This window comes from Nocardiopsis sp. Huas11, assembly GCF_003634495.1.
In the GTDB taxonomy this organism is placed as follows: Bacteria; Actinomycetota; Actinomycetes; order Streptosporangiales; family Streptosporangiaceae; genus Nocardiopsis.
Genome location: NZ_RBKY01000001.1, coordinates 4,785,544 through 4,804,281, shown reverse-complemented (window position 1 = coordinate 4,804,281; position 18,738 = coordinate 4,785,544). Strand labels below are relative to the sequence as shown.

Below are 18,738 nucleotides of genomic sequence, written 5' to 3'. Positions count from 1 at the left end.
GCCCACCGGTGCCGAATTGGCCCGCCATGACCCCTCACCACCCCCAACACCCACCCCGCCACCGACCACACCCCACTTGCCGCCACCGCGCCCCGCACACCACAATGACCCACCCACACACCCACGAAGGGACCACGTGCACCTCCACGCCATCACCATCGACTGCGCCGACGCCCACACCCTGGCCACCTTCTGGTCCCAGGCCCTGGGCCACCCCCTGGACCCCCAGGACCGCCCCGGCGACCCCGAGGCCCTCATCCGCCTCCCCCAGGGCCCACCCCTGCTCTTCATCGGCGTGCCCGAGCCCAAGACCACCAAGAACCGCCTCCACCTGGACCTGTGCGCCGACCCCGGCGCCACCCGCGAGACCGAGGTCGCCCGCCTGCGGGACCTGGGCGCCACCCTGGCCGAGGACCGCCGCGAGGGCGACGGCTCCGGCTGGGTCGTCCTGCGCGACCCCGAGGGCCACGAGTTCTGCGTCGTACGCGGCGACCACGAACGCTGACACCACGACAAGGGGGCGCCCCGGCCACCGCCGGGACGCCCCCTTCCTCCTGCCGAAGCCTCAGCCTCGCAGCTCGTGCTGCCGGGGCCTCAGCCCTCCAGCTCGTGCACCAGCTCCGCCGTGCGCTCCTCGCGCCGCTCGAACACGCTCTGGGACATCTCGCTCATCTTCTTCAACACCCGCTTGCGCTCACGCGCCGAGAGCCGGTCGATGTAGAGCCGGCCCAGCGTGTGGTCGGTCTCGTGCTGCAGGCACCGCGCGAAGTACCCCCGGCCCGAGAGCACCACCTCGGCGCCGTCCTTGTCCACACCGCGCACCGTCGCCCGCTCCAGCCGCCCCAGGTCCGCGTGCGGCCCCGGCACCGACAGGCACCCCTCCGACTCCACCACCAGCACGTCCTCGGCACTGCGCTCGTCCAGCACCGGGTTGACCACGTGCCCCACGTGGCGCACCCCGTCATCGTCGGGGCAGTCGTAGACGAACAACCGCCATTCCTCGCCCACCTGGCTGCCCGCCAGCCCCACACCCTCGGCCGCGTACATCGTCACGAACATGTCGTCGATGAGCTGCGAGAGCTCCGCCGAGCCCAGCATGTGCCCGGGCACGTCGGTCCCCGGACGGTGCAGCACGTCCTCACCCGTCACCGTGATCCGACGGACCCGGCCCCGGACGGCCTCGGGCGCCAGCTCCGGGTACTCCGCCACCTCCCGGCCCTGGACGACGGCGGCTACCTGGGCAGGAGTGGACTGCTCCGACATGGTTCTACTCTCACAACGTGCTCGGGGAGACGACAGGCGGCCCAACACGCCGCCAACACCCCGAAAAATAGCACGAAACGGCAGGTCACCCCCGCGCTCACCCGACCCTCACCGAAACCACGCGTTGCCCTGGATGAAGCACCTGGCCAGGTAGTCGCGCAACGACACCACCACCAGGCGCCGGCGGTCGCTCTCGTGGTCCCACACCACGATCCCCGGACCGTAGTCGGTGTGCACATAGGCGAACTGCGGACCCATGTCCGAGTCGCCGAAGAAGATCATCTCGTCGAAGGGCGCGTACAGCTCCAGGTAGTCCGGCTCCTGCCGCATCGCCAGGTTGTCCTCCACCAGGCGCCGCGCACTCCACACCACCGCGTCCCCGTACTCGTTGGACACACCGTCGGTCTCCCGCAGCAGCGACGCCAACTCGAAGGGCAGGGGCAGCATCAGGTGCTTCTCCACCTCGGCCAGGGTCACCTCATCGGCCGGATCGTTCAGATCGGCCTCGGGGTACATCTGTAGGATCAGTTCACGCCACACACTCCCGATCATCACAGGTCGTGGCAAGCCACGGGAAATCGACGGCGGCGAGTTGCGCCAAAAACCCGCCAATCCGGCCCTCTCACCCCCACGAACCTCCCATCAGGGGCATACCGCCCACCCCTGAGGCCAGCCCCCACACCCCACCGCCGCACCACGGCACCACCACAGCCACGCCCGAAAAGCCCGAAACCGCCAAAAACGTCACCGTGCGTGACAACACCACCACACATGCGATGCAATAGACCCATCACACACCCCACACCCCACACCCCACCCACAAAAAAAGGGGACCCACCACCACCGCGCCCACACCCACCCACACGCCAGAATGGAACCACCAACACACACCAGCAGGAACGGACCGCACCACACATGGCCACCGCCCCACACCACAGAGCAGGCCCCCACCACACCGGCCCGCTCACCACCCTGGCCTACATCGTCCTGCTGATCTCACAGAACATCGCCACCCTCATCCTCCTCCCCCTCGTCATCGTCTCCGCCGTCCTCACCCTCATCTGGGTCGGTCTCCCCTACATCATCCTCACCGCCACCCTCCTACGCGCCCTCGCCGACACCCAACGACGCACACTCGGCCACATCCTCAACCAAGGCCACATCCCCTCCGTCTACCGACCCGTACCACCCACCGGCCTCGTCCCCCGCGCCGGCGCCATCATCACCGACCCCGCCACCTGGAAAGACCTCCTCTGGCTCGTCGCCACACCAGCCAGCATCTCCCTCATCGCCATCCCCGCCGTCTTCCTCGCCCACGGCACCTTCCACATCCTCTTCACCCTCAACACCCTCCTCGACCTCATCCCCAACATCGCCCTCTACGGCGTCTACACACCCACCAACCTCCCCGAAACCCTCCTCCCCCTCCTCAGCGGCACCATCCTGATCGCCCTCGCCTACATCACCGCCCCCCGCGCCATCAACCTCTACATCCGCTTCAACCGCCTCCTGCTCTCCCCCACCGAAAAAGCCCGACTCACCGCCCGCGTCGCCCACCTCGCCACCAGCCGCGCCAACACCATCGACACCCAAGCCGCCGAAATCCGCCGCATCGAACGCGACCTCCACGACGGCGCCCAAGCCCGACTCGTCGCCCTCGGCATGAACCTCGGCATGGCCGAGAACATCGTCGAAACCGACCCCGAAACCGCCCGCACCATGCTCGCCGAAGCCCGCGAAACCACCCGCCACGCCCTCATCGAACTCCGCGACCTCGTCCGCGGCATCCACCCACCCGTCCTCGTCGAACGCGGACTCCACGGCGCCGTCCACGCCCTCGCCCTCACCCACCAACTCCCCATCAGCGTCACCATCGACCTCGACGGACGCCCCGCCGACCCCGTCGAATCCGCCGCCTACTTCGCCATCGCCGAACTCCTCACCAACACCGTCAAACACTCAGGCGCCACCCACGCCTGGATCCACATCAACCACGGCCACCACCGACTCGTCATCACCATCGCCGACAACGGAAACGGCGGCGCCAACGCCACCCCCGGCAGCGGCCTCTACGGCATCCGTCGCCGACTCGACGCATTCGATGGCACGATGAACATCACCAGCCCCCTCGGCGGCCCCACCATCGTGACCCTGGAGATCCCGTGCGCGTTGTCATCGCCGAAGACCTTGCCCTCCTCCGCGACGGCCTGATCAGGCTCCTCGAGGCACACGACTTCACCGTCGTCGCCGCCGTCGACAACGGCCCCGACCTCCAAGCCGCCCTCACCGAGCACAAACCCGACGTCGCCGTCGTCGACGTCCGCCTACCCCCCACCTTCACCGACGAAGGCCTCCAAGCCGCCCTCGGAGCCCGCGCCCAGGTCCCCGGACTGCCCATCCTGGTCCTGTCCCAACACGTCGAACAGCTCTACGCACGCGAACTCCTCTCCGACGACACCGGCGGCGTCGGATACCTCCTCAAGGACCGCGTCCTCGACATCGGCCAGTTCATCGAAGCCGTCCGCCGCGTCGCCGACGGCGGCACCGCCATGGACCCCGCCGTCATCTCCCAACTCCTCGCCCGCCAGGACCAGAGCGGACCCCTCGCCCAACTCACCCCCCGCGAACGCGAAGTCCTCGCCGAAATGGCCGAAGGCCGCTCCAACTCCGCCATCGCCGGACGCCTCTACATCACCGAAAAGGCCGTCAGCAAACACATCAACAACATCTTCACCAAACTCGACCTACCGCCCTCCTCCGACGACAGCCGACGCGTCCTCGCCGTCCTGGCCTACCTCAACGGCCAATAACCCCGCACACGACGAAGCCGCGGCCCCCACACCCCCGGGGACCGCGGCACACCACCGACCGACCTACTGCTCGCGACGCACGCGGTACAACCCGTCGATCTCCTCCGCGAACGCCCGCAACACCGCCTCACGCCGCAACTCACCCGAGGACTGCACCAACCCCGACTGCGACGTGAACTCCTCCGCCAACACATGGAACGACCGCACCGCCAAATGCCGCGGCACCGACCGGTTGGCCTCGTACACCAACCCCTGCACCTCCCGCAGCAGATCACGATCCCCCGCGATCTCCTCCGGCGCCATCGACAACGGCCGCCCGTTCACCAACCGCCAGTACTCCAGCTGATCACGCACCAACGTCACCAGCGCACTCGCGAACGGCCGCCCCTCCACGATCACCAACACCTGACTGATCAACGGATGAGCACGCAACCGGGCCTCGAACTCCGCCACCAGCTCCGCGTCCGAACGCTCACCCGCCTCCACGGCCACCGGCTCCGCCTCCACCGCCGGCGACCACGGCTCCACCGAAGCACGCTCCGCCACCGCCGGCACCACGGCCACACCCGACTCACCGCGCTCCGCCCCGGCACCCACCGGACCACGCGCCACGAACCGACCCGGCACCTCCGCCATCGCCGCCTGCGCCCGCAACCGGCCACGCAGACCCACGAAACCGGCCCCGTCCACCTCCACGGCCACACCCGTGGCCAACCAACCCTCACGGAACGCGCTCCGCGACCCCTCGGCATCCGCCCAGTACCCCGAGAACAACGCACCACCGCGCACATAGGCCTCACCCTCCGGCGAGACCCACAACTCACGGTCGTCCAACACCCGGCCCGCCGAACCGGCCACACGATCCCCCACCGCGTTGGCCGAGAACGCACCCGCCGTCTCCGGCGTACCGAACACCTGCATCACCGGCACACCCACACCGCCGTAGAACGCGTCCAGCTCCTGCGACAGACCACCACCCCAGCACACACCCAGATGCACCCGGTTACCGAAGATCTCCCGCACCCGCACGAACGACCAGCCGTACATCGACCGCGACAGCCGCCGCCACGCACCCTTCTTCGGCGACTGGTCGAAATCCACCGCGGCCGCCACCGACGCGTTGAACGTCGCCAACGAGTCCCACCCCGTCGACTGCGCCCGCTCACGCTCCACCGCGAACACCGACTCCAACTGCGCCGCCGAACACACCAGCACCGTCGGCTTGAACGAGGCCACCCCCGCCATCAGCGTCCCCGGCGCGGTCAACCCCACCCGCACCCGGCCCACCACACACGCCAACAACGACGCCAACCCCTGGATCTGCGTCAACGGCAGATCCAACAACGCACTCGCCCGGCCCGGATCCAACTCCGACAACCGCGGCCACATCCGGTCCACCAATGACGCCGCCGCCGTCAACAGCGCACCGTGCGAGAGCACCACACCCCGCGTCGACCGCGCGACCGTACTCAGCGGGTACAGCACCACCGCCGCGTCCTCGTGCCGCGTCTCATCCCGCCGGAACCGCACCGACGTCGCGTCCATGTAGGCGCCCAACGACACCAGATCCGGCAGATCCGGCTCCAGCCGCCACACACGCCCCAGATCCGGCAACTCCCGCTGCAGACCCGTCACCGTGCCCAGCAGGCGCTCACCCTCCACCAGAGCCGCCGCAGGCCGCGTCTCACGAACCACCTGCACCACACGCTCCGCCGAAGCCGACGGCTCCAACGGCACCACCACAGCACGCACCGACCACACCGCGAACGCGACCCGCACCCACTCCTGGTGCGAACCGGACACCACCAGCACCCGGTCGCCCTCGCCCACACCGGCCGCGATCAAACCCTTGGCCACCGAGGTCACGTCCGTGGCGAACTCACCCGCCGTCCGACGCCGCCAACCACCATCGCCCAAGGGCACAGAGAACAGTTCGGCATGCGCGTCGCCGGACGCCCCCTCGTACACCAGGTCGCCCAGCCCGGACATCGCCCGAGCCCGCACACCGGGGGTGACACCAGCCTCGCCCATACCCACTCATCCTCTGCCACATCAGAAGGCGGACCAGGTACAGACCGGAGCCGCCTCAATCGGGGAATAGAGCCCTACTGTGCCCACAATCCCCAGCACAGGCAACCCGACGCAGGCAGGTCACGACACTCCATCGTGTGGTTATCGGACCTTCGACCGCACCGTCCACACGAAAGCCACCATCGACAACACCGACGCCACGGCCATCACCGCGGCCATGCTGACCAACGACGCCTCACCCGACGGCGTCATCCCGGCCAGAGCGGCCACACCGCCGCCCAGCGTGAACTGCATCGCCCCCATCAGAGCCGAAGCCGTCCCCGCCACGGCCATCGGCTGACCGTCCAACGCCGTCACCGTCGAGTTCGGGAAGATGAACCCCACGCTGAACATCATCAGCGCCAACAACGCCACGGTCACCCACATCGTGGCCACACCGGTCAACGCCAGCACCAGCAGGGTCACCACCGCCACCAACGCCAAGAACAGACCCAGGCCCAGACGCCGCAACGTCTCCACCCGGCCCACCAGGAAACCGTTCGTCTGCGTCCCCGCCATCATCCCCAGCGAGTTGATCGCGAACAGCCACGCGTACATCTGCGGCGAGGCACCGAACTCGTTCTGCGAGATGAACGAGAACGCCGACACGTACGTGAACAGCATCCCGAAGCTCAGACCCAGCGTCAGCACCGGACCCATGAACCGCGGCTGACGCACCAGACCGCCCACCGTCCGGGCCAGACGCCGCGGACCCTGCGGACGCCGGTTCTCCGGGGGAAGGCTCTCCGGCAGCCACACCAGCACCAGCACGAAGCTGATCGCCGCCATCGCCGCCAACACCCAGAAGCTCACCTGCCACGGACCCACCAGCAACAACTGGGCACCCGCCAACGGAGCCAACAGCGGAGCCAGCATCATCACCAGGGCCAGACGCGAGAAGAACCGCACCGCGTCGTCACCCTTGAACAGGTCACGCACGACTGCCCGGCCGATCACCGCGCCGGCCGCACCCGCCATGCCCTGCACGAACCTCAACGCGATGAACAGCGTCACGTTCGGCACGAACACGCACAGCACCGAGGTCACGGTGAACACCGCGACACCGACCAGCAACGGCGTGCGCCGCCCGAAGGCGTCGCTCATCGGGCCGATCACCAGCTGGCCCACGGCCAGACCGAGCATCATCGCGGTCAGGGTCAACCCGACCTGGGACTCACTCGCCCCCAGCTCCTGGGTGATCTGGGGGAACGCCGGGAGGTACATGTCGGTCGCCAACGGCCCGGTGGCCGTCAGCACCCCCAGCACCATCACCAACAGCGCGACGGACCGCCGCGTCGGTGTCCACGCGGGGGGAGGCGCGTCCACACCGGTGGCGGAGCCGGAGCCGGTCGGTGTGGCGGGGGGTGACTTCGGGGACTGCACAGGCACTCCAGTTCAAGGGAACGTCGACGGATGCCGGTCTGGGAGCGTGCCCACCGGCGGGGACCACTCCCATATCAACACCCGCAGGGGGATGTTCGCCTCCCCCTCAACCCCTGAAATGCCTGTGATGTCCATTACCCGACGAGCGGATCAGCGGACCAACCGGTCCAGCAACCGCTCCACCTCGACCGACGGATCCTCCGTCAACCCGCCGTGGATCGGCCCCGGCTGCACGATGGTGCTCCGCGGCGCGGTCAGCCACCGGAACCGCTGACCGGGCCGTTCACGGCCGGCCGCACCCGCCTCCGCACCGCCCCGGCACAACGACTCCACCGCCGCCAGAGCCCGGCGCACACCCTCCACGTCCGCCTCCGGAGCCACCGCGAGCAGCCGCCGCTCGTCCAGGGCCGACCGGGCCGCCAGGAACGCCCGTTCCTGGCAGTAGACGATCACGCCGGCGTTGACGCACTCACCGCGCTCCAGCCGCGGAACGACCCGCACCAACGCGTACTCGAAGACCGCCCGGTCCCGTTCCTCGCCGACCCGGCCCGTCGTCACCGCGTCGCTGTACCGCTCGACCCCGCTCACGAGACCACCTCCGGCAGCCAGGAACGGTCGGCCACCCGCGCGAGCAGATGCCGCATGTACGCCGCACGGACCGCGTCCGCCGAATCGAACCCCGGCTCGTCGGCCAACCACACGTCGGGGACCATCGCCAGCACACCGGACAGCAACCGCTCGTCGACCAGCGGAGCCATCAGCGCGTCCGCCGCGGCCAGGTCGGGAGAACACCCGGCCATCACGTGGTCGGAGGCGTCGTAGGGGCGCAGGACCGACCGGTCGGCCCCCGCCCAGTTGTGGTGGAAGATCAGTGCCGCCCCGTGGTCGATCAGATACGGCTCGCCGTGCCACAGGAGCATGTTGGGGTTGCGCCAGGACCGGTCGACGTTGCCGATGAGGGCGTCGAACCACAGCACACGGCCGGCGAAGAGGGGATCCACGTCGTAGGCCAGCGGATCGAAGGCCAGGGAACCCGGAAGGAAGTCCATCCCCAGGTTGAGCCCGCCGCTGGCCTTGATCAGCTCCTGGACCTCCGGGTCGGGCTCACCGCGGCCGATCACCGGGTCCAGGTCCACCCGCGCCAGCTCAGGCACCGGCAGGCCCAGGGCCCGCCCGAGTTCACCGGCCACGACCTCGGCCACGAGGGTCTTGCGCCCCTGACCGGCCCCGATGAACTTCAGCACGTACATTCCCAGATCGTCAGCCTCGACCAACCCGGGAAGCGATCCGCCTTCGCGCAACGGCAGCACGTACCGTGTCACGATCACCTTTTTCAGCACCAGGCCAGCATAGGCACCGCGCGACGCGGTCCGACCGCGAACACCTCCCGGGCCGGCACCGCCCCGACCCCAGGAGGAAGTGCGGGGAACGCGGCCGCTCGGGGCCGCTGAGTCGAACACCGGCGAGCACGCCTGTGAGCCCCGCCCATCAACTGCGAGCTTCCCCAGACGGCCGTTTCCGCAACGCTGAACACGTTCTAGGCACCCATGCCGGCCAGGTTCGACACGCCGACACCGCAACGGCGGAACGTTTGGAGGGGCGGGCGGCGTAGCCGCGCGATCATGTCGTTGGGAAGTGTTTCTATAGAAGCGAACCGCCACCTTTACGACGTAGATTTTAATCAGGAACACGAGCCCGACAGACGCCCTCCAGAGATCTCGCGCCTTCTGCGACCCGATCTCCTCCCCCGAGCCGAGAAAGGCCGCCCCATGCCCCGCCCTCCCCTGACGCCTCCCCTGGTGACCGACGGGCACCTCCCCCAAGGCCCGGTCCTGTCCCCCGACGGGCGCTGGGCGGCCTACACCGTGACCCCGCTCAGCCGCACCTCTGCCTCCCCCACCAGCACACTCTGGGTCGCCGCCGCCGACGGCGGCGCCTCCCCCGTCCAGATCACCGACGGAACCGTCTGGGACCACCGTCCGCGGTGGAGCGCCGACTCCGAGCACCTGGCCTTCCTCTCCCAGCGCCCCGGCGAGGACGCGCCCCGACTGCGCCGGATCCACCGTGACGGCTCCGGGCCCGCCACCCTGGCCGGAGCCGAGGCCCGCCTCGTGGACCACCTTCCGCTCGCCGGCGGCGCGCTGACGGCGGTGGTGGTCCGCGATCCCGACACCCGGAGCGCGGCTCCCCGGGTGTGGGGAGCGCCCGAGCCCCACGACCGGCTGGGCCTGTTCGACGCGCGTACCGGCCGTGTACGCACGTTCCCCGGCGAGCGCCACGTGCTGGAGGTGGCCGCCAGTCCCGACGGTGCCGCTCTGGCCGTGATCAGCCGACCAGGGCCCGCGCTGGACCCGGTCCACCCCCGGTGGGACCTGCACGTGGTCGATCCGGCCACCGGTCGGGTCGACGCCCTGGGCGAGGCCGGCTGGGACGCCCACTCCCCCGTCTGGTGGCACGACGGGCACCACCGGCACCTGGCGTGGCTCGCGATGAATCCCGGCCCCGACGGCGGCCAGGTCGTCCGGGACCTGCCGCTGACCGGCGACGCGGGCGAGCGGCCCACCGATCTCACCGAGGGCATGGACCGCTGTCCGGTCGAGCTCGCGCAGGCCGACGAGGGTCCGCCGCTGGCCCTGTTCGCCCACGGGCTCGACACCGAGATCCACCGCCTGGACACCGCCACCCTGCGCTTCACACCGTTGCGCCGGTCGACCGGGCTGTTGGAGTCCCTGACCTGCGACCGCACCGGTGGCCGTGTGGCGGTGGTCGCGACCTCCGCCCACGAGCCGCGACAGGTGTACGCCGGGCCCGTGAAGGCGGCGCCCACCCGCCTGACCCGGCTGCGCCCCGAACTGGACGGGTGCGCCTGGGCCGACCAGGAGCGACTGTCCTATCGGGCCCGGGACGGCCTCGCACTGGACGGACTCCTGCTCACCCCCGTGGGCGCCACCGCGCGGCAGGGGCCCTTCCCCCTGGTCACGTGGGTGCACGGTGGCCCCTACGGGCGCTACGCGGACCAGTTCGTCTGCGGTGCTCACGCCCCCGCCCAGTGGCTGGCCCACGCCGGGTACGCGGTGTTCCTGCCCAATCCGCGCGGCGGCCTGGGGCACGGGCGGGCCTTCGCCGAGACGGTGGTGGGCGCGCTGGGGCAAGGAGAGTGGACCGACATCGAGGACGGCATCGACCTGCTCGTGGACCGGGGCGTGGCCGACCCCGGCCGGCTGGGCATCGGCGGGTGGAGCCACGGCGGGACCATGGCGGCCTGGGCGGTGGGGCGGACCGACCGGTTCCGAGCGGCGGTCGTGGGCGCGGGGGTCAGCGACTGGGGGATGCTCGCCGCCACCGGTGAGTACGGCGCCGCCGAGGCCGGACTGAGCGGGAGCGTCGGCTGGGAGGGGCCTGGCCCGCACCCGCACGACGCGGTCGGCCCGGTCTCCTTCACCTCCCGCGTGCGCACGCCGGTCCTGGTCCTGCACGGCGACCAGGACACCAACGTGCCGGTGGGCCAGGCCGTCTACCTGCACCGGGCACTACGGCACCACGGAGTCGAGCACGAGTTCGTGACCTATCCGGGCGAGGGGCACTCGGTGGACGGGCGGGAGAACCAGATCGACATGCTGCGGCGCACACGTGCCTGGTTCGACGCCCGACTCACTCGCTGAGGGGTGTGGTCCGCCGGCAGGACGTGCCGGTGAGCATGTTGTCGGTGGCGGAGGCGGTGACCGAGTCGAGCCGGTCCCGGACGCGCATGAGATCGACGATGCGCCGCTCGATCCGCTCGCGCTCCGCGGCCAGGCGCTTGAGCAGGGCGGGAGTGGCTCGTCCGTCGACGACGCACGGCAGGAGCTCGACGATTGCCCTGCTGGACAGCCCGGCGGAGTCCAGCTGCTGGATCAGCTGGACCTGGTCGACCGCGCTCTCACCGTAGTGACGCTGACCGCTGGAGCTGCGCTCGGCGCTGAGCAGGTTCTGCTCCTCGTAGTAGCGCAGGGCCCGAACACTGACACCGGTCCGGGCGGCGAGCTCTCCAATGCGCATCCGGTGCTCCTCTGCGACGTCCACCACATGACTTGCCTCTGACGTCAACGTCAGGTTCTAGCGTAACCGTCGTGCGCCCCTCCGGGCCCATCCCCCGGTCGAACCACCGGCGCACCCTGCCTGGAAGGGGCACACCATGACCACGTACAACGCCACCGGCCTCACCGGCCCTCCGTCCACCCCGATCGTGTCGGTCAAGCCGATCGTGCTGCCCATGCCGGGGCGCGTCGAGGATGTGCACATACGCGTTTGCGCACCGGTCACCGGCACCGAACTGCCGATCGTCCTGTTCGCCCACGGGTTCGGCTCGAACCTGGACGGCTACGCACCCCTGGTCGACCACTGGGCCTCCCACGGCTTCGTGGTGATCCAGGCCACTCACTCCGACTCCAGGCGCCTCAGCGCCACCATGGACGATTCCCGCAGACCGCACGTGTGGCGCTACCGCGTGCAGGACATGACGCTGATCCTCGACGAGCTCGACACCCTGGCGGCGTCCGTGCCCGGCCTGGCCGGTCGGATGGACCATGGTCGCGTCGTCGCGGCCGGACACTCCTTCGGCGGGCAGACCGCGGGCATCCTCGTGGGCCTGCGGGTCACGGACCCGACGACCGGAACCGCCCAGGACATGTCCGATTCCCGCGTCATGGCCGGCATCCAGCTGGCCACGGCCGGCAGGGGCGGCGACGAACTGACCCGACTCGCACTGGAGGTCGCTCCCTGGCTGCGCGACCAGGACTTCTCCCACATCACCGCACCGGGACTCGTCGTGGCGGGCGATGCGGACGAACTCCCGCTCTCCACCCGTGGACCGTCCTGGACGACCGATCCCTACACGCTCGCCGTCGGCGGCAAGAGCCTGCTGACGGTCTACGGCGGCCGACACTCCCTCGGTGGCATCCCGGGCTACGAGGCGGCGGAGACCACCGACGAGGATCCCGACCGCGTCGCCCTGGTCCAACAGGTCACCCTCGCCTACCTGCGCCACGTCACCGGCATCGACGACACTGACTGGGAGGTGGCACGGGCCGCCCTGGGCAGTGGTCGGCACCCGTTGGGGCGGTTGGAGTCGAAGTGACCGGCGATCGCGGTTGACCGCAGCGGCCACCTTTACGATGTAGATTTTTGCTGGATTAAGAGGCGGACTCCTGCTTTCGCGGGAGTCCGCCGCACCTGGTCGGTCAGAGGTTGTCCTCCGGCTCCTCGCCCCAGCCGTCCTCGCCCTGTGAGGGCCCCACCGAAGGAACCGGCGCCGGCTCCTCGGGCTCACCCTCCTCGGGCTGCTCGGACTCCTCCCCCGGCGAGGGCTCGGTCTGCTCCATCTCGGGCTGGGTCACGGGGATCTCCGGAGGCGGGAACCGCAGCATCCACAGGTACAGGGACGTGACCAGCAGCAGAAGCAGGAGCAGGACCGCCCCCATGCCTCCGATGAGCCACCAGTTCCCCTCCCCCGCGGCCACCGCGCTCTCGCGCCGGCCGGCCCAGGGCGCCCACCGCACCGCGGCGCCGCTCCGGTGGCCCGCCCAGTGCGGCAGCACGACCGGGCCGCGCGCGGCGACCCGTCCGCCCCGGGAGGCCTCCTCCAGCAGCGGACCGGCTCCGGTCCCGTCCTGGCCCAGCGGCACCGCCGCCCACAGCGCCCCGCGGCCCCGTGTACGGGCCGCGACCACGTCGCTGTGCGCCCGCACCGCCTCGGTGAACTGCGTCCTGGCCTGTTCGTCGACGCCGCCGCCGGAGTCCAGGACCGCGATGCTCACCCGGCCCCCCGAGGCGTCGCGGCCCACGTAGACCACGCCGAGCGGGGACTCGCCCGTCCGGCCCTCCAGGCGGAACTGTCCCAGTTGGCGTGGGTCGCCCTCGTTCAGCCCCAACGCGCGAAGCGCCACGTCAAGCCCCTCTCACCGTCGCCGCCCCGTCCCCCTCGCGTATGACCCCTCGGTGGAACCGTTCCCCAGCCTATCGGTCGCTCTCGTGCCATTCCCGACATCGCCACCCCGGTGCCTTTTCTCCGGCACCTCCTTCGTGCTCATACCCGCGGCCCTGGTCGGCGTGGCCGCAATCGGTCACCGAGGGGGCGGCGCCGCGCTTCTCATTGCGACCCGATTCGGGCATGTCCCCCGGGGCGACGGGTGTAGGCCCGCGGGACCGGCGCGCGCACTTCCGCGCGGCCGTGAGGTCCGTTCGCGGCCCCACCGCCCTGGCGCGGGACACGTCGATACGGCTGATACTGGCCAATCATCCTGGGAACGGTAGTGTCGCCACAGGCGGGTGATCACCACCGAATTCGGCGTCACCGATGCAGAACGTCCCACACGGCCGCACGCGGCCGGGGCGGGCGCGCGCCGCACGAACCACGAGCGCGGGGACGGGCTCCGAGCAGACCGTCACCGCGACCACCACCCGGAAGGAGGAGGGCGCTGCCTCTCTGGCCCGCAGGGAACGCGCCCGAGAATCCATGGCAGAAACCTCACCCGGACAAGGTGCCTCCCCCTCACCGGCCCCGGAGAGCACTCCGGGCGAGCCGACCCGACTGCTGCGTGCCGCACTGCACGAGGTGTCGACGGTCATCGTCGGCCAGGAGCGGATGGTGGAACGCTCCCTCATCGCCCTGGTCGCCCAGGGACACTGCCTCATCGAGGGCGTGCCCGGCATCGCCAAGACCCTGGCCGTGTCCACGCTGGCCAAGGTCACCGGCGGTTCCTTCGCCCGGGTGCAGTTCACCCCGGACCTGGTCCCCTCCGACATCGTCGGCACGCGCATCTACCACCCCTCCACCGAGAAGTTCGACGTCGAGTTGGGGCCGGTGTTCGCCAACTTCGTGCTCGCCGACGAGATCAACCGGGCCCCGGCCAAGGTCCAGTCGGCCCTGCTGGAGGTGATGGCCGAGGGGCAGGTGTCCATCGGCGGCACCACTCATCCCCTCCCCTCCCCCTTCATCGTCATCGCCACACAGAACCCGGTGGAGTCCGAGGGCGTCTACCCGCTCCCCGAGGCGCAGCGCGACCGCTTCCTGATGAAGGTCAACGTCGGCCACCCGCGCGCGCACGAGGAGATGGAGATCCTGCGGCGGATGAGCGGTACGCCGCCCACCGCGCACCAGATCCTGGACCCGGTCACCCTCAGCGAACTGCAGGCCGACGCCGAGCGGGTGCACGTCCACCAGCTCATCGCCGACTACATCGTGCGCCTGGTCATGGCGACCCGGGAGCCGGAGAACCACCAGATGTCGGACCTGCGCCAGGTGCTGGAGGTGGGCGCCAGCCCGCGGGCGACCCTGGGCCTGGTGGCGGCGGCGCGCGCCCTGGCGCTGCTGCGCGGGCGCGACTACGTCCTGCCCGACGACGTGCGCGTGCTGGCGCACGACATCATCGCCCACCGGCTCGTGCTCACCTTCGACGCGCTGGCCGACGGGGTCAGTGCCGAGCAGGTGGTCGACCGCATCCTGGCGACCGTGCCGGCGCCACGGGTGATCTGGGACGAGCCGCCCAGCGGCGAGTCGGCCTCGTTCGCGTCGGCGAGGTAGCCCCCGTGAACATGCCCGCGATCGGCACCGATCCGCGCCTGCGCGCGGCCCTGCGCCGGCTGGACCTGCGTATCGTGCACCGTCTGGACGGGCTGCTGCACGGCGAGCACCTCGGACTGCGGCTCGGGCCGGGGTCGGAGGCGGCCGAGGCGCGCCTGTACCAGCCGGGCGAGGACGACGTGCGGCTGATGGACTGGGCGGTGACCGCGCGGACCGACACCCCGCACGTGCGCGACCTGGTGGCCGACCGCGAGCTGGAGAGCTGGACGCTGCTCGACCTGTCTCCGAGCATGGACTTCGGGACCGGGGAGCGCTCCAAGCGCGATGTGGCCGTCGGTGCGATGGTGGCCGCCAACCTGCTGACCCAGCGGGTGGGCGACCGGTTCGGCGCGCACTTCCTGCACCGGGGGGCCGTCCGGCGGTGGCCCGCCCGGTCGGGCAAGGAGGCCCTGCTGGCGCTGTTGGCGACCATCGCGGCCGCGCCGACGGGCGACGAACGCGAACCCTCGTCGCAGCGCGCGACCCTGGCCGACGCGATCGAGGACCTGGTGCGCACGCGCCGGCGGCGGGGGCTGCGGGTGGTGGTCTCGGACTTCCTGGACACCCCGGCCTTCGGCGGCACGGTTCCGTGGGAGCGGCCGCTGCGCCAGCTGGCCCAGCGGCACCAGGTCCTGGTGGTGGAGGTGGTCGATCCCCGGGAACTGGACGTGCCCGATGTCGGTGACGTGGCCCTGCGCGATCCGAGGACGGGTCGCGTCAAGGACGTGCGGCTGACCCGGTCCGTCCGGGAGCGCTATCAGAAGGCCGCCGCGGCCCAGCGCGAGGCCGTGCGTGATGCTCTGCGGCGTTGCGGGGTACACCACCTGATATTGCGGACAGACCGTGACTGGGTGGTAGATATCGCCAGATTCGTGATCCACCAGCGCCGTACGGCCCACCATCTGGCGAGGCACACACCGGGAGTGCCCCGATGAGCCGGGGCGCACACACGCGAGCACGACGACGGAGCGCAAGCGGCCCGCACGGAGCCGACGCACGGGGGACGAGCCGATGACCTTCCTGGAACCCACGCGGCTGTGGTGGCTGCTGATCCTGATCCTGTTGGTCGGGGCCTACGTGTTCGCCCAGCGCCAGCGACGCGAGTACACGGTGCGCTTCACCAATCTGGCGCTGCTGGACCAGGTGGCCCCGCACCGCCCGGACCTGCGCCGCCATGTTCCGGCGGCGCTGTTCACGCTCACCCTGGGCGTGCTGATCGCGGCCATGGCGGTGCCTGCCATGCCGGTGGAGGCGCCGCGGGAGCGGGCGACGATCATCGTGGCCGTGGACGTGTCGCTGTCGATGGCGGCGACCGACATCGAGCCGGACCGGTTGGAGGCCGCCAAGGAGTCGGCGCAGGGGTTCGTGGAGACGCTGCCGGACCGGTTCAACGTGGGGCTGGTGGCGTTCTCCTCCACCGCGACGGTGGTGTCCTCCCCCACGCAGGACCACCAGGCGGTGATCGGTTCGATCGAGAACCTGCGACTGGGTCCGGGGACCGCCATCGGTGAGGGCGTGTTCGCGTCCCTGGAGGCGATCCGCAGCTTCGACGAGGACTCCGAGGAGGATCCGCCGCCCTCCGCCATCGTGCTGCTCTCGGACGGCGAGAACACGAGCGGGCGCGACATCTCCCAGGCCGCCGCGGCGGCGGGCGAGGAGGAGGTGCCGGTCTCGACGATCGCGTTCGGCAGCGGCGCCGCGATGATCGAGATCGACGGCTACCAGGTCCCCGCCGACATCGACAAGGACGCGCTGCGCGGACTGGCGCAGGACACCCAGGGCCACTTCTACGAGGCGGAGAACGAGACCGAGCTCACCGAGGTCTATGAGGACATCGGGTCGTCCCTGGGCATGGAGCTCGTGCACGAGGAAATCGTCACACGCTTCGTGCTGGTGGCCATCGTGCTGTCCATGGCCACGGCGGTGACCTCACTCCTGTGGTTCCAGCGGCTTCCGTGACGTCCGGGAGTGCTCGAGCCGCAGGACCACCCTCAGTAAGGTGATTTTGGCCACATCCGATCCGGCGGGGTTTGCACCTTTTACGTCGTCCTTACGGGTTAGCGTTGGCATGTTTTGTCCTGCCAGCCAGTTGAGGAACGATGCCGAACATACCCGCAGCGCCGATGGCGATCTGCTTCGACCTGGACGACACCCTCATCGATGACGAAGCGGCGTCCTCCACCGGACTGCGCGCGGTCATGGAGCGCCTCGGTCACCCCGACTTCGCCGCCGCGCGCAGCCTCTGGGACGTCCAGACGGAGATCTCCTTCGGCGCGTATCTGCGCGGCGACCTGAGCCTGGACCAGCAACGTCGCGACCGGATCCGCGCCCTGGCCGTCCAGGCCGGGCATGCCGAGATCGCCGACCAGCACTGCGACGACCTCTACCGTCTCTACCTGGACGCGCACCGCTCGGGATGGCAGCTCTTCTCCGACACCCTCTCGACCCTGCACGCACTGCACTCCGCCGGGTACCGCCTCGCGATCGTCACCAACGGCGTCGAGGCCATCCAGCACGCCAAGCTGCAGGCCCTGGAGCTGTCCCCGTACTTCCACGCCGTGGTCTGTTCCGACACCGCCGGCTCCGGCAAGCCCGACCCGGCGATCTTCCACATGGCCGCCCAGCGGCTCGGGGTGACCCCCTCCGACTGCTGGCACGTGGGCGACCTGATCCACGCCGACGGCGTCGGCGCCGTCGCCGCCCGCATGCACCCGGTCATGATCGACCGCCGCGGGCGCCAGCGCTTCGAGGGCGTGACGACCATCGCCAGCCTCGACGAGCTCCTGCGGCTGGTCGGCCTGCCCAGCGTGGCCGCCTCGGGCTCGCTGTGACCACCGTGCCCTCGGGCGAGCCGGCCCGGCGCGTCACCGCGCACCTCGTGGTCCCGGGCCCGGCCCTGCTGGGCGCACGCGTGCTGTTCGGCCAGGATCCCGCCGACGTCGCCCGTACCCTGGGGCGGCTCGCGGCGGAGGAGGACCTGGTCGCCCTCGACGTGCTCAGCGACGTGGTCTCGGCCCCCGACGGCACGACCCTGCAGGTGGACCGCGTCGTGTTCGCCACGCCCGCCACGGCTGAGCTGTGGCCCGCCGTGGCGGCCTCGCTGGAGGGCTCCGTGGCGCTGGAGCGCCTCCTGGCGGAGGAGGAGCCCGGCCCGCGGTCCCGGCTGAGCCGTGTGGCCTCCTACGGCATCGTCACCGACCCCTCCGGGCGCATCCTGCTCAGCCTGATCGCCGAGGGCTTCCCCGGCGGCGGCACCTGGCACCTGCCGGGCGGCGGTGTCGACCCGGGCGAGGACGTGCGCGGGGCGCTGCGCCGCGAGGTCCTGGAGGAGACCGGCCAGGAGGGCGTGGTCGGCCGGCTGATCACCGTCGCCAGCTACCACCGCGTCCCGCCGACGGGCCGGGAGCTCTACGCGGTCTGGGTCTTCTCGCACGTGCACGTGCCCCACCCGGACCGGCCCCGGGTCCTGGAGGTGGACGGCTCCACGGCCGACTGCGGGTGGTTCACGCCCGAGGAAGTCGTCGACCTGCGCCTGTCCACGACCGCCAAGCGCGGCCTGGCCTACCTGGTGGCCCACATCCGCTGACGCCCCCGCGCGGGCCGAAGCCGAGC

General features: G+C 70.7%; 18 protein-coding genes. 10 read left to right on the top strand and 8 right to left on the bottom strand.

Annotation, left to right across the window (positions count from 1 at the left end):
* The first annotated feature begins 136 nt into the window (after positions 1-136).
* Positions 137-505 (top strand): VOC family protein, encoded by a 369-nt coding sequence (locus DFP74_RS33595; RefSeq protein WP_199725739.1) that lies wholly within the window; start codon positions 137-139, stop codon positions 503-505.
* An 89-nt stretch (positions 506-594) separates the two neighbouring features.
* Here the strand turns inward: DFP74_RS33595 and def are convergent, their stop codons facing one another.
* Positions 595-1,263 carry a peptide deformylase gene (gene def / locus DFP74_RS21615; protein WP_121184176.1) on the bottom strand — a complete coding sequence of 223 codons (669 nt, stop codon included), beginning with the start codon at positions 1,261-1,263 and terminating at the stop codon, positions 595-597.
* Positions 1,264-1,371: 108 nt separating this feature from the next.
* Positions 1,372-1,815 carry an SMI1/KNR4 family protein gene (locus DFP74_RS21610; protein WP_121184175.1) on the bottom strand — a complete coding sequence of 148 codons (444 nt, stop codon included), beginning with the start codon at positions 1,813-1,815 and terminating at the stop codon, positions 1,372-1,374.
* Positions 1,816-2,178: 363 nt separating this feature from the next.
* Here DFP74_RS21610 and DFP74_RS21605 point away from each other — a divergent pair, with 363 nt between their 5' ends.
* A complete protein-coding gene (locus tag DFP74_RS21605; RefSeq protein ID WP_121184173.1) occupies positions 2,179-3,474 on the top strand; it encodes a sensor histidine kinase in 1,296 nt (431 codons plus the stop codon).
* Complete coding sequence (locus DFP74_RS21600; RefSeq protein ID WP_121184171.1) at positions 3,426-4,073, top strand: response regulator transcription factor; 648 nt, start codon at positions 3,426-3,428, stop codon at positions 4,071-4,073. Before DFP74_RS21605 ends, DFP74_RS21600 begins: the two co-directional genes overlap by 49 nt.
* Before the next feature lie 63 nt (positions 4,074-4,136).
* Here DFP74_RS21600 and DFP74_RS21595 read toward each other — a convergent pair whose 3' ends face one another.
* The 4 genes from DFP74_RS21595 to DFP74_RS21580 form a co-directional block, all read right to left on the bottom strand.
* Positions 4,137-6,104, bottom strand: coding sequence for an AMP-binding protein (locus DFP74_RS21595; RefSeq protein ID WP_121184169.1), 1,968 nt, complete (start codon positions 6,102-6,104; stop codon positions 4,137-4,139).
* Positions 6,105-6,245: 141 nt separating this feature from the next.
* The gene (locus DFP74_RS21590) at positions 6,246-7,526 is read right to left on the bottom strand and encodes a multidrug effflux MFS transporter (RefSeq protein WP_370013413.1); all 1,281 of its coding nucleotides are present in this window, start codon (positions 7,524-7,526) and stop codon (positions 6,246-6,248) included.
* A 150-nt stretch (positions 7,527-7,676) separates the two neighbouring features.
* On the bottom strand, positions 7,677-8,114 hold the full coding sequence (locus DFP74_RS21585; RefSeq protein WP_121184165.1) for a DUF3037 domain-containing protein: 438 nt from the start codon (positions 8,112-8,114) through the stop codon (positions 7,677-7,679).
* Entirely contained in the window at positions 8,111-8,866 is a 756-nt protein-coding gene (locus tag DFP74_RS21580) for a HipA family kinase (protein WP_199725738.1), read from the bottom strand. The genes DFP74_RS21585 and DFP74_RS21580 overlap by 4 nt, the downstream gene beginning before the upstream one ends.
* A gap of 429 nt (positions 8,867-9,295) precedes the next feature.
* Between DFP74_RS21580 and DFP74_RS34960 the strand changes: the two genes are divergently transcribed.
* Positions 9,296-11,188: a prolyl oligopeptidase family serine peptidase gene (locus DFP74_RS34960; protein ID WP_121184163.1), complete on the top strand. Its 1,893-nt coding sequence runs from the start codon at positions 9,296-9,298 to the stop codon at positions 11,186-11,188.
* Here DFP74_RS34960 and DFP74_RS21570 read toward each other — a convergent pair.
* Complete coding sequence (locus DFP74_RS21570; RefSeq protein WP_121184161.1) at positions 11,178-11,564, bottom strand: MerR family transcriptional regulator; 387 nt, start codon at positions 11,562-11,564, stop codon at positions 11,178-11,180. The genes DFP74_RS34960 and DFP74_RS21570 overlap by 11 nt on opposite strands.
* A 136-nt stretch (positions 11,565-11,700) precedes the next feature.
* Here DFP74_RS21570 and DFP74_RS21565 point away from each other — a divergent pair, with 136 nt between their 5' ends.
* Positions 11,701-12,642, top strand: a complete 942-nt coding sequence (locus tag DFP74_RS21565) for a chlorophyllase (protein WP_121184159.1) — start codon at positions 11,701-11,703, stop codon at positions 12,640-12,642.
* Positions 12,643-12,745: 103 nt separating this feature from the next.
* Here the strand turns inward: DFP74_RS21565 and DFP74_RS21560 are convergent, their stop codons facing one another.
* On the bottom strand, positions 12,746-13,450 hold the full coding sequence (locus tag DFP74_RS21560; RefSeq protein WP_121184157.1) for a hypothetical protein: 705 nt from the start codon (positions 13,448-13,450) through the stop codon (positions 12,746-12,748).
* A 569-nt stretch (positions 13,451-14,019) separates the two neighbouring features.
* Here DFP74_RS21560 and DFP74_RS21555 point away from each other — a divergent pair.
* The 5 genes from DFP74_RS21555 to DFP74_RS21535 all read left to right on the top strand — a co-directional run bounded on the left by DFP74_RS21555 (position 14,020) and on the right by DFP74_RS21535 (position 18,712).
* On the top strand, positions 14,020-15,087 hold the full coding sequence (locus DFP74_RS21555; RefSeq protein WP_121184155.1) for a MoxR family ATPase: 1,068 nt from the start codon (positions 14,020-14,022) through the stop codon (positions 15,085-15,087).
* Between the two features lie 5 nt (positions 15,088-15,092).
* On the top strand, positions 15,093-16,061 hold the full coding sequence (locus tag DFP74_RS21550) for a DUF58 domain-containing protein (RefSeq protein WP_121184153.1): 969 nt from the start codon (positions 15,093-15,095) through the stop codon (positions 16,059-16,061).
* Positions 16,062-16,137: 76 nt separating this feature from the next.
* Positions 16,138-17,085, top strand: a complete 948-nt coding sequence (locus tag DFP74_RS21545) for a VWA domain-containing protein (protein WP_121184151.1) — start codon at positions 16,138-16,140, stop codon at positions 17,083-17,085.
* Between the two features lie 140 nt (positions 17,086-17,225).
* On the top strand, positions 17,226-17,957 hold the full coding sequence (locus DFP74_RS21540) for an HAD family hydrolase (RefSeq protein WP_121184149.1): 732 nt from the start codon (positions 17,226-17,228) through the stop codon (positions 17,955-17,957).
* The gene (locus tag DFP74_RS21535; protein WP_121184147.1) at positions 17,954-18,712 is read left to right on the top strand and encodes an NUDIX hydrolase; all 759 of its coding nucleotides are present in this window, start codon (positions 17,954-17,956) and stop codon (positions 18,710-18,712) included. Before DFP74_RS21540 ends, DFP74_RS21535 begins: the two co-directional genes overlap by 4 nt.
* Positions 18,713-18,738: the final 26 nt, after the last annotated feature.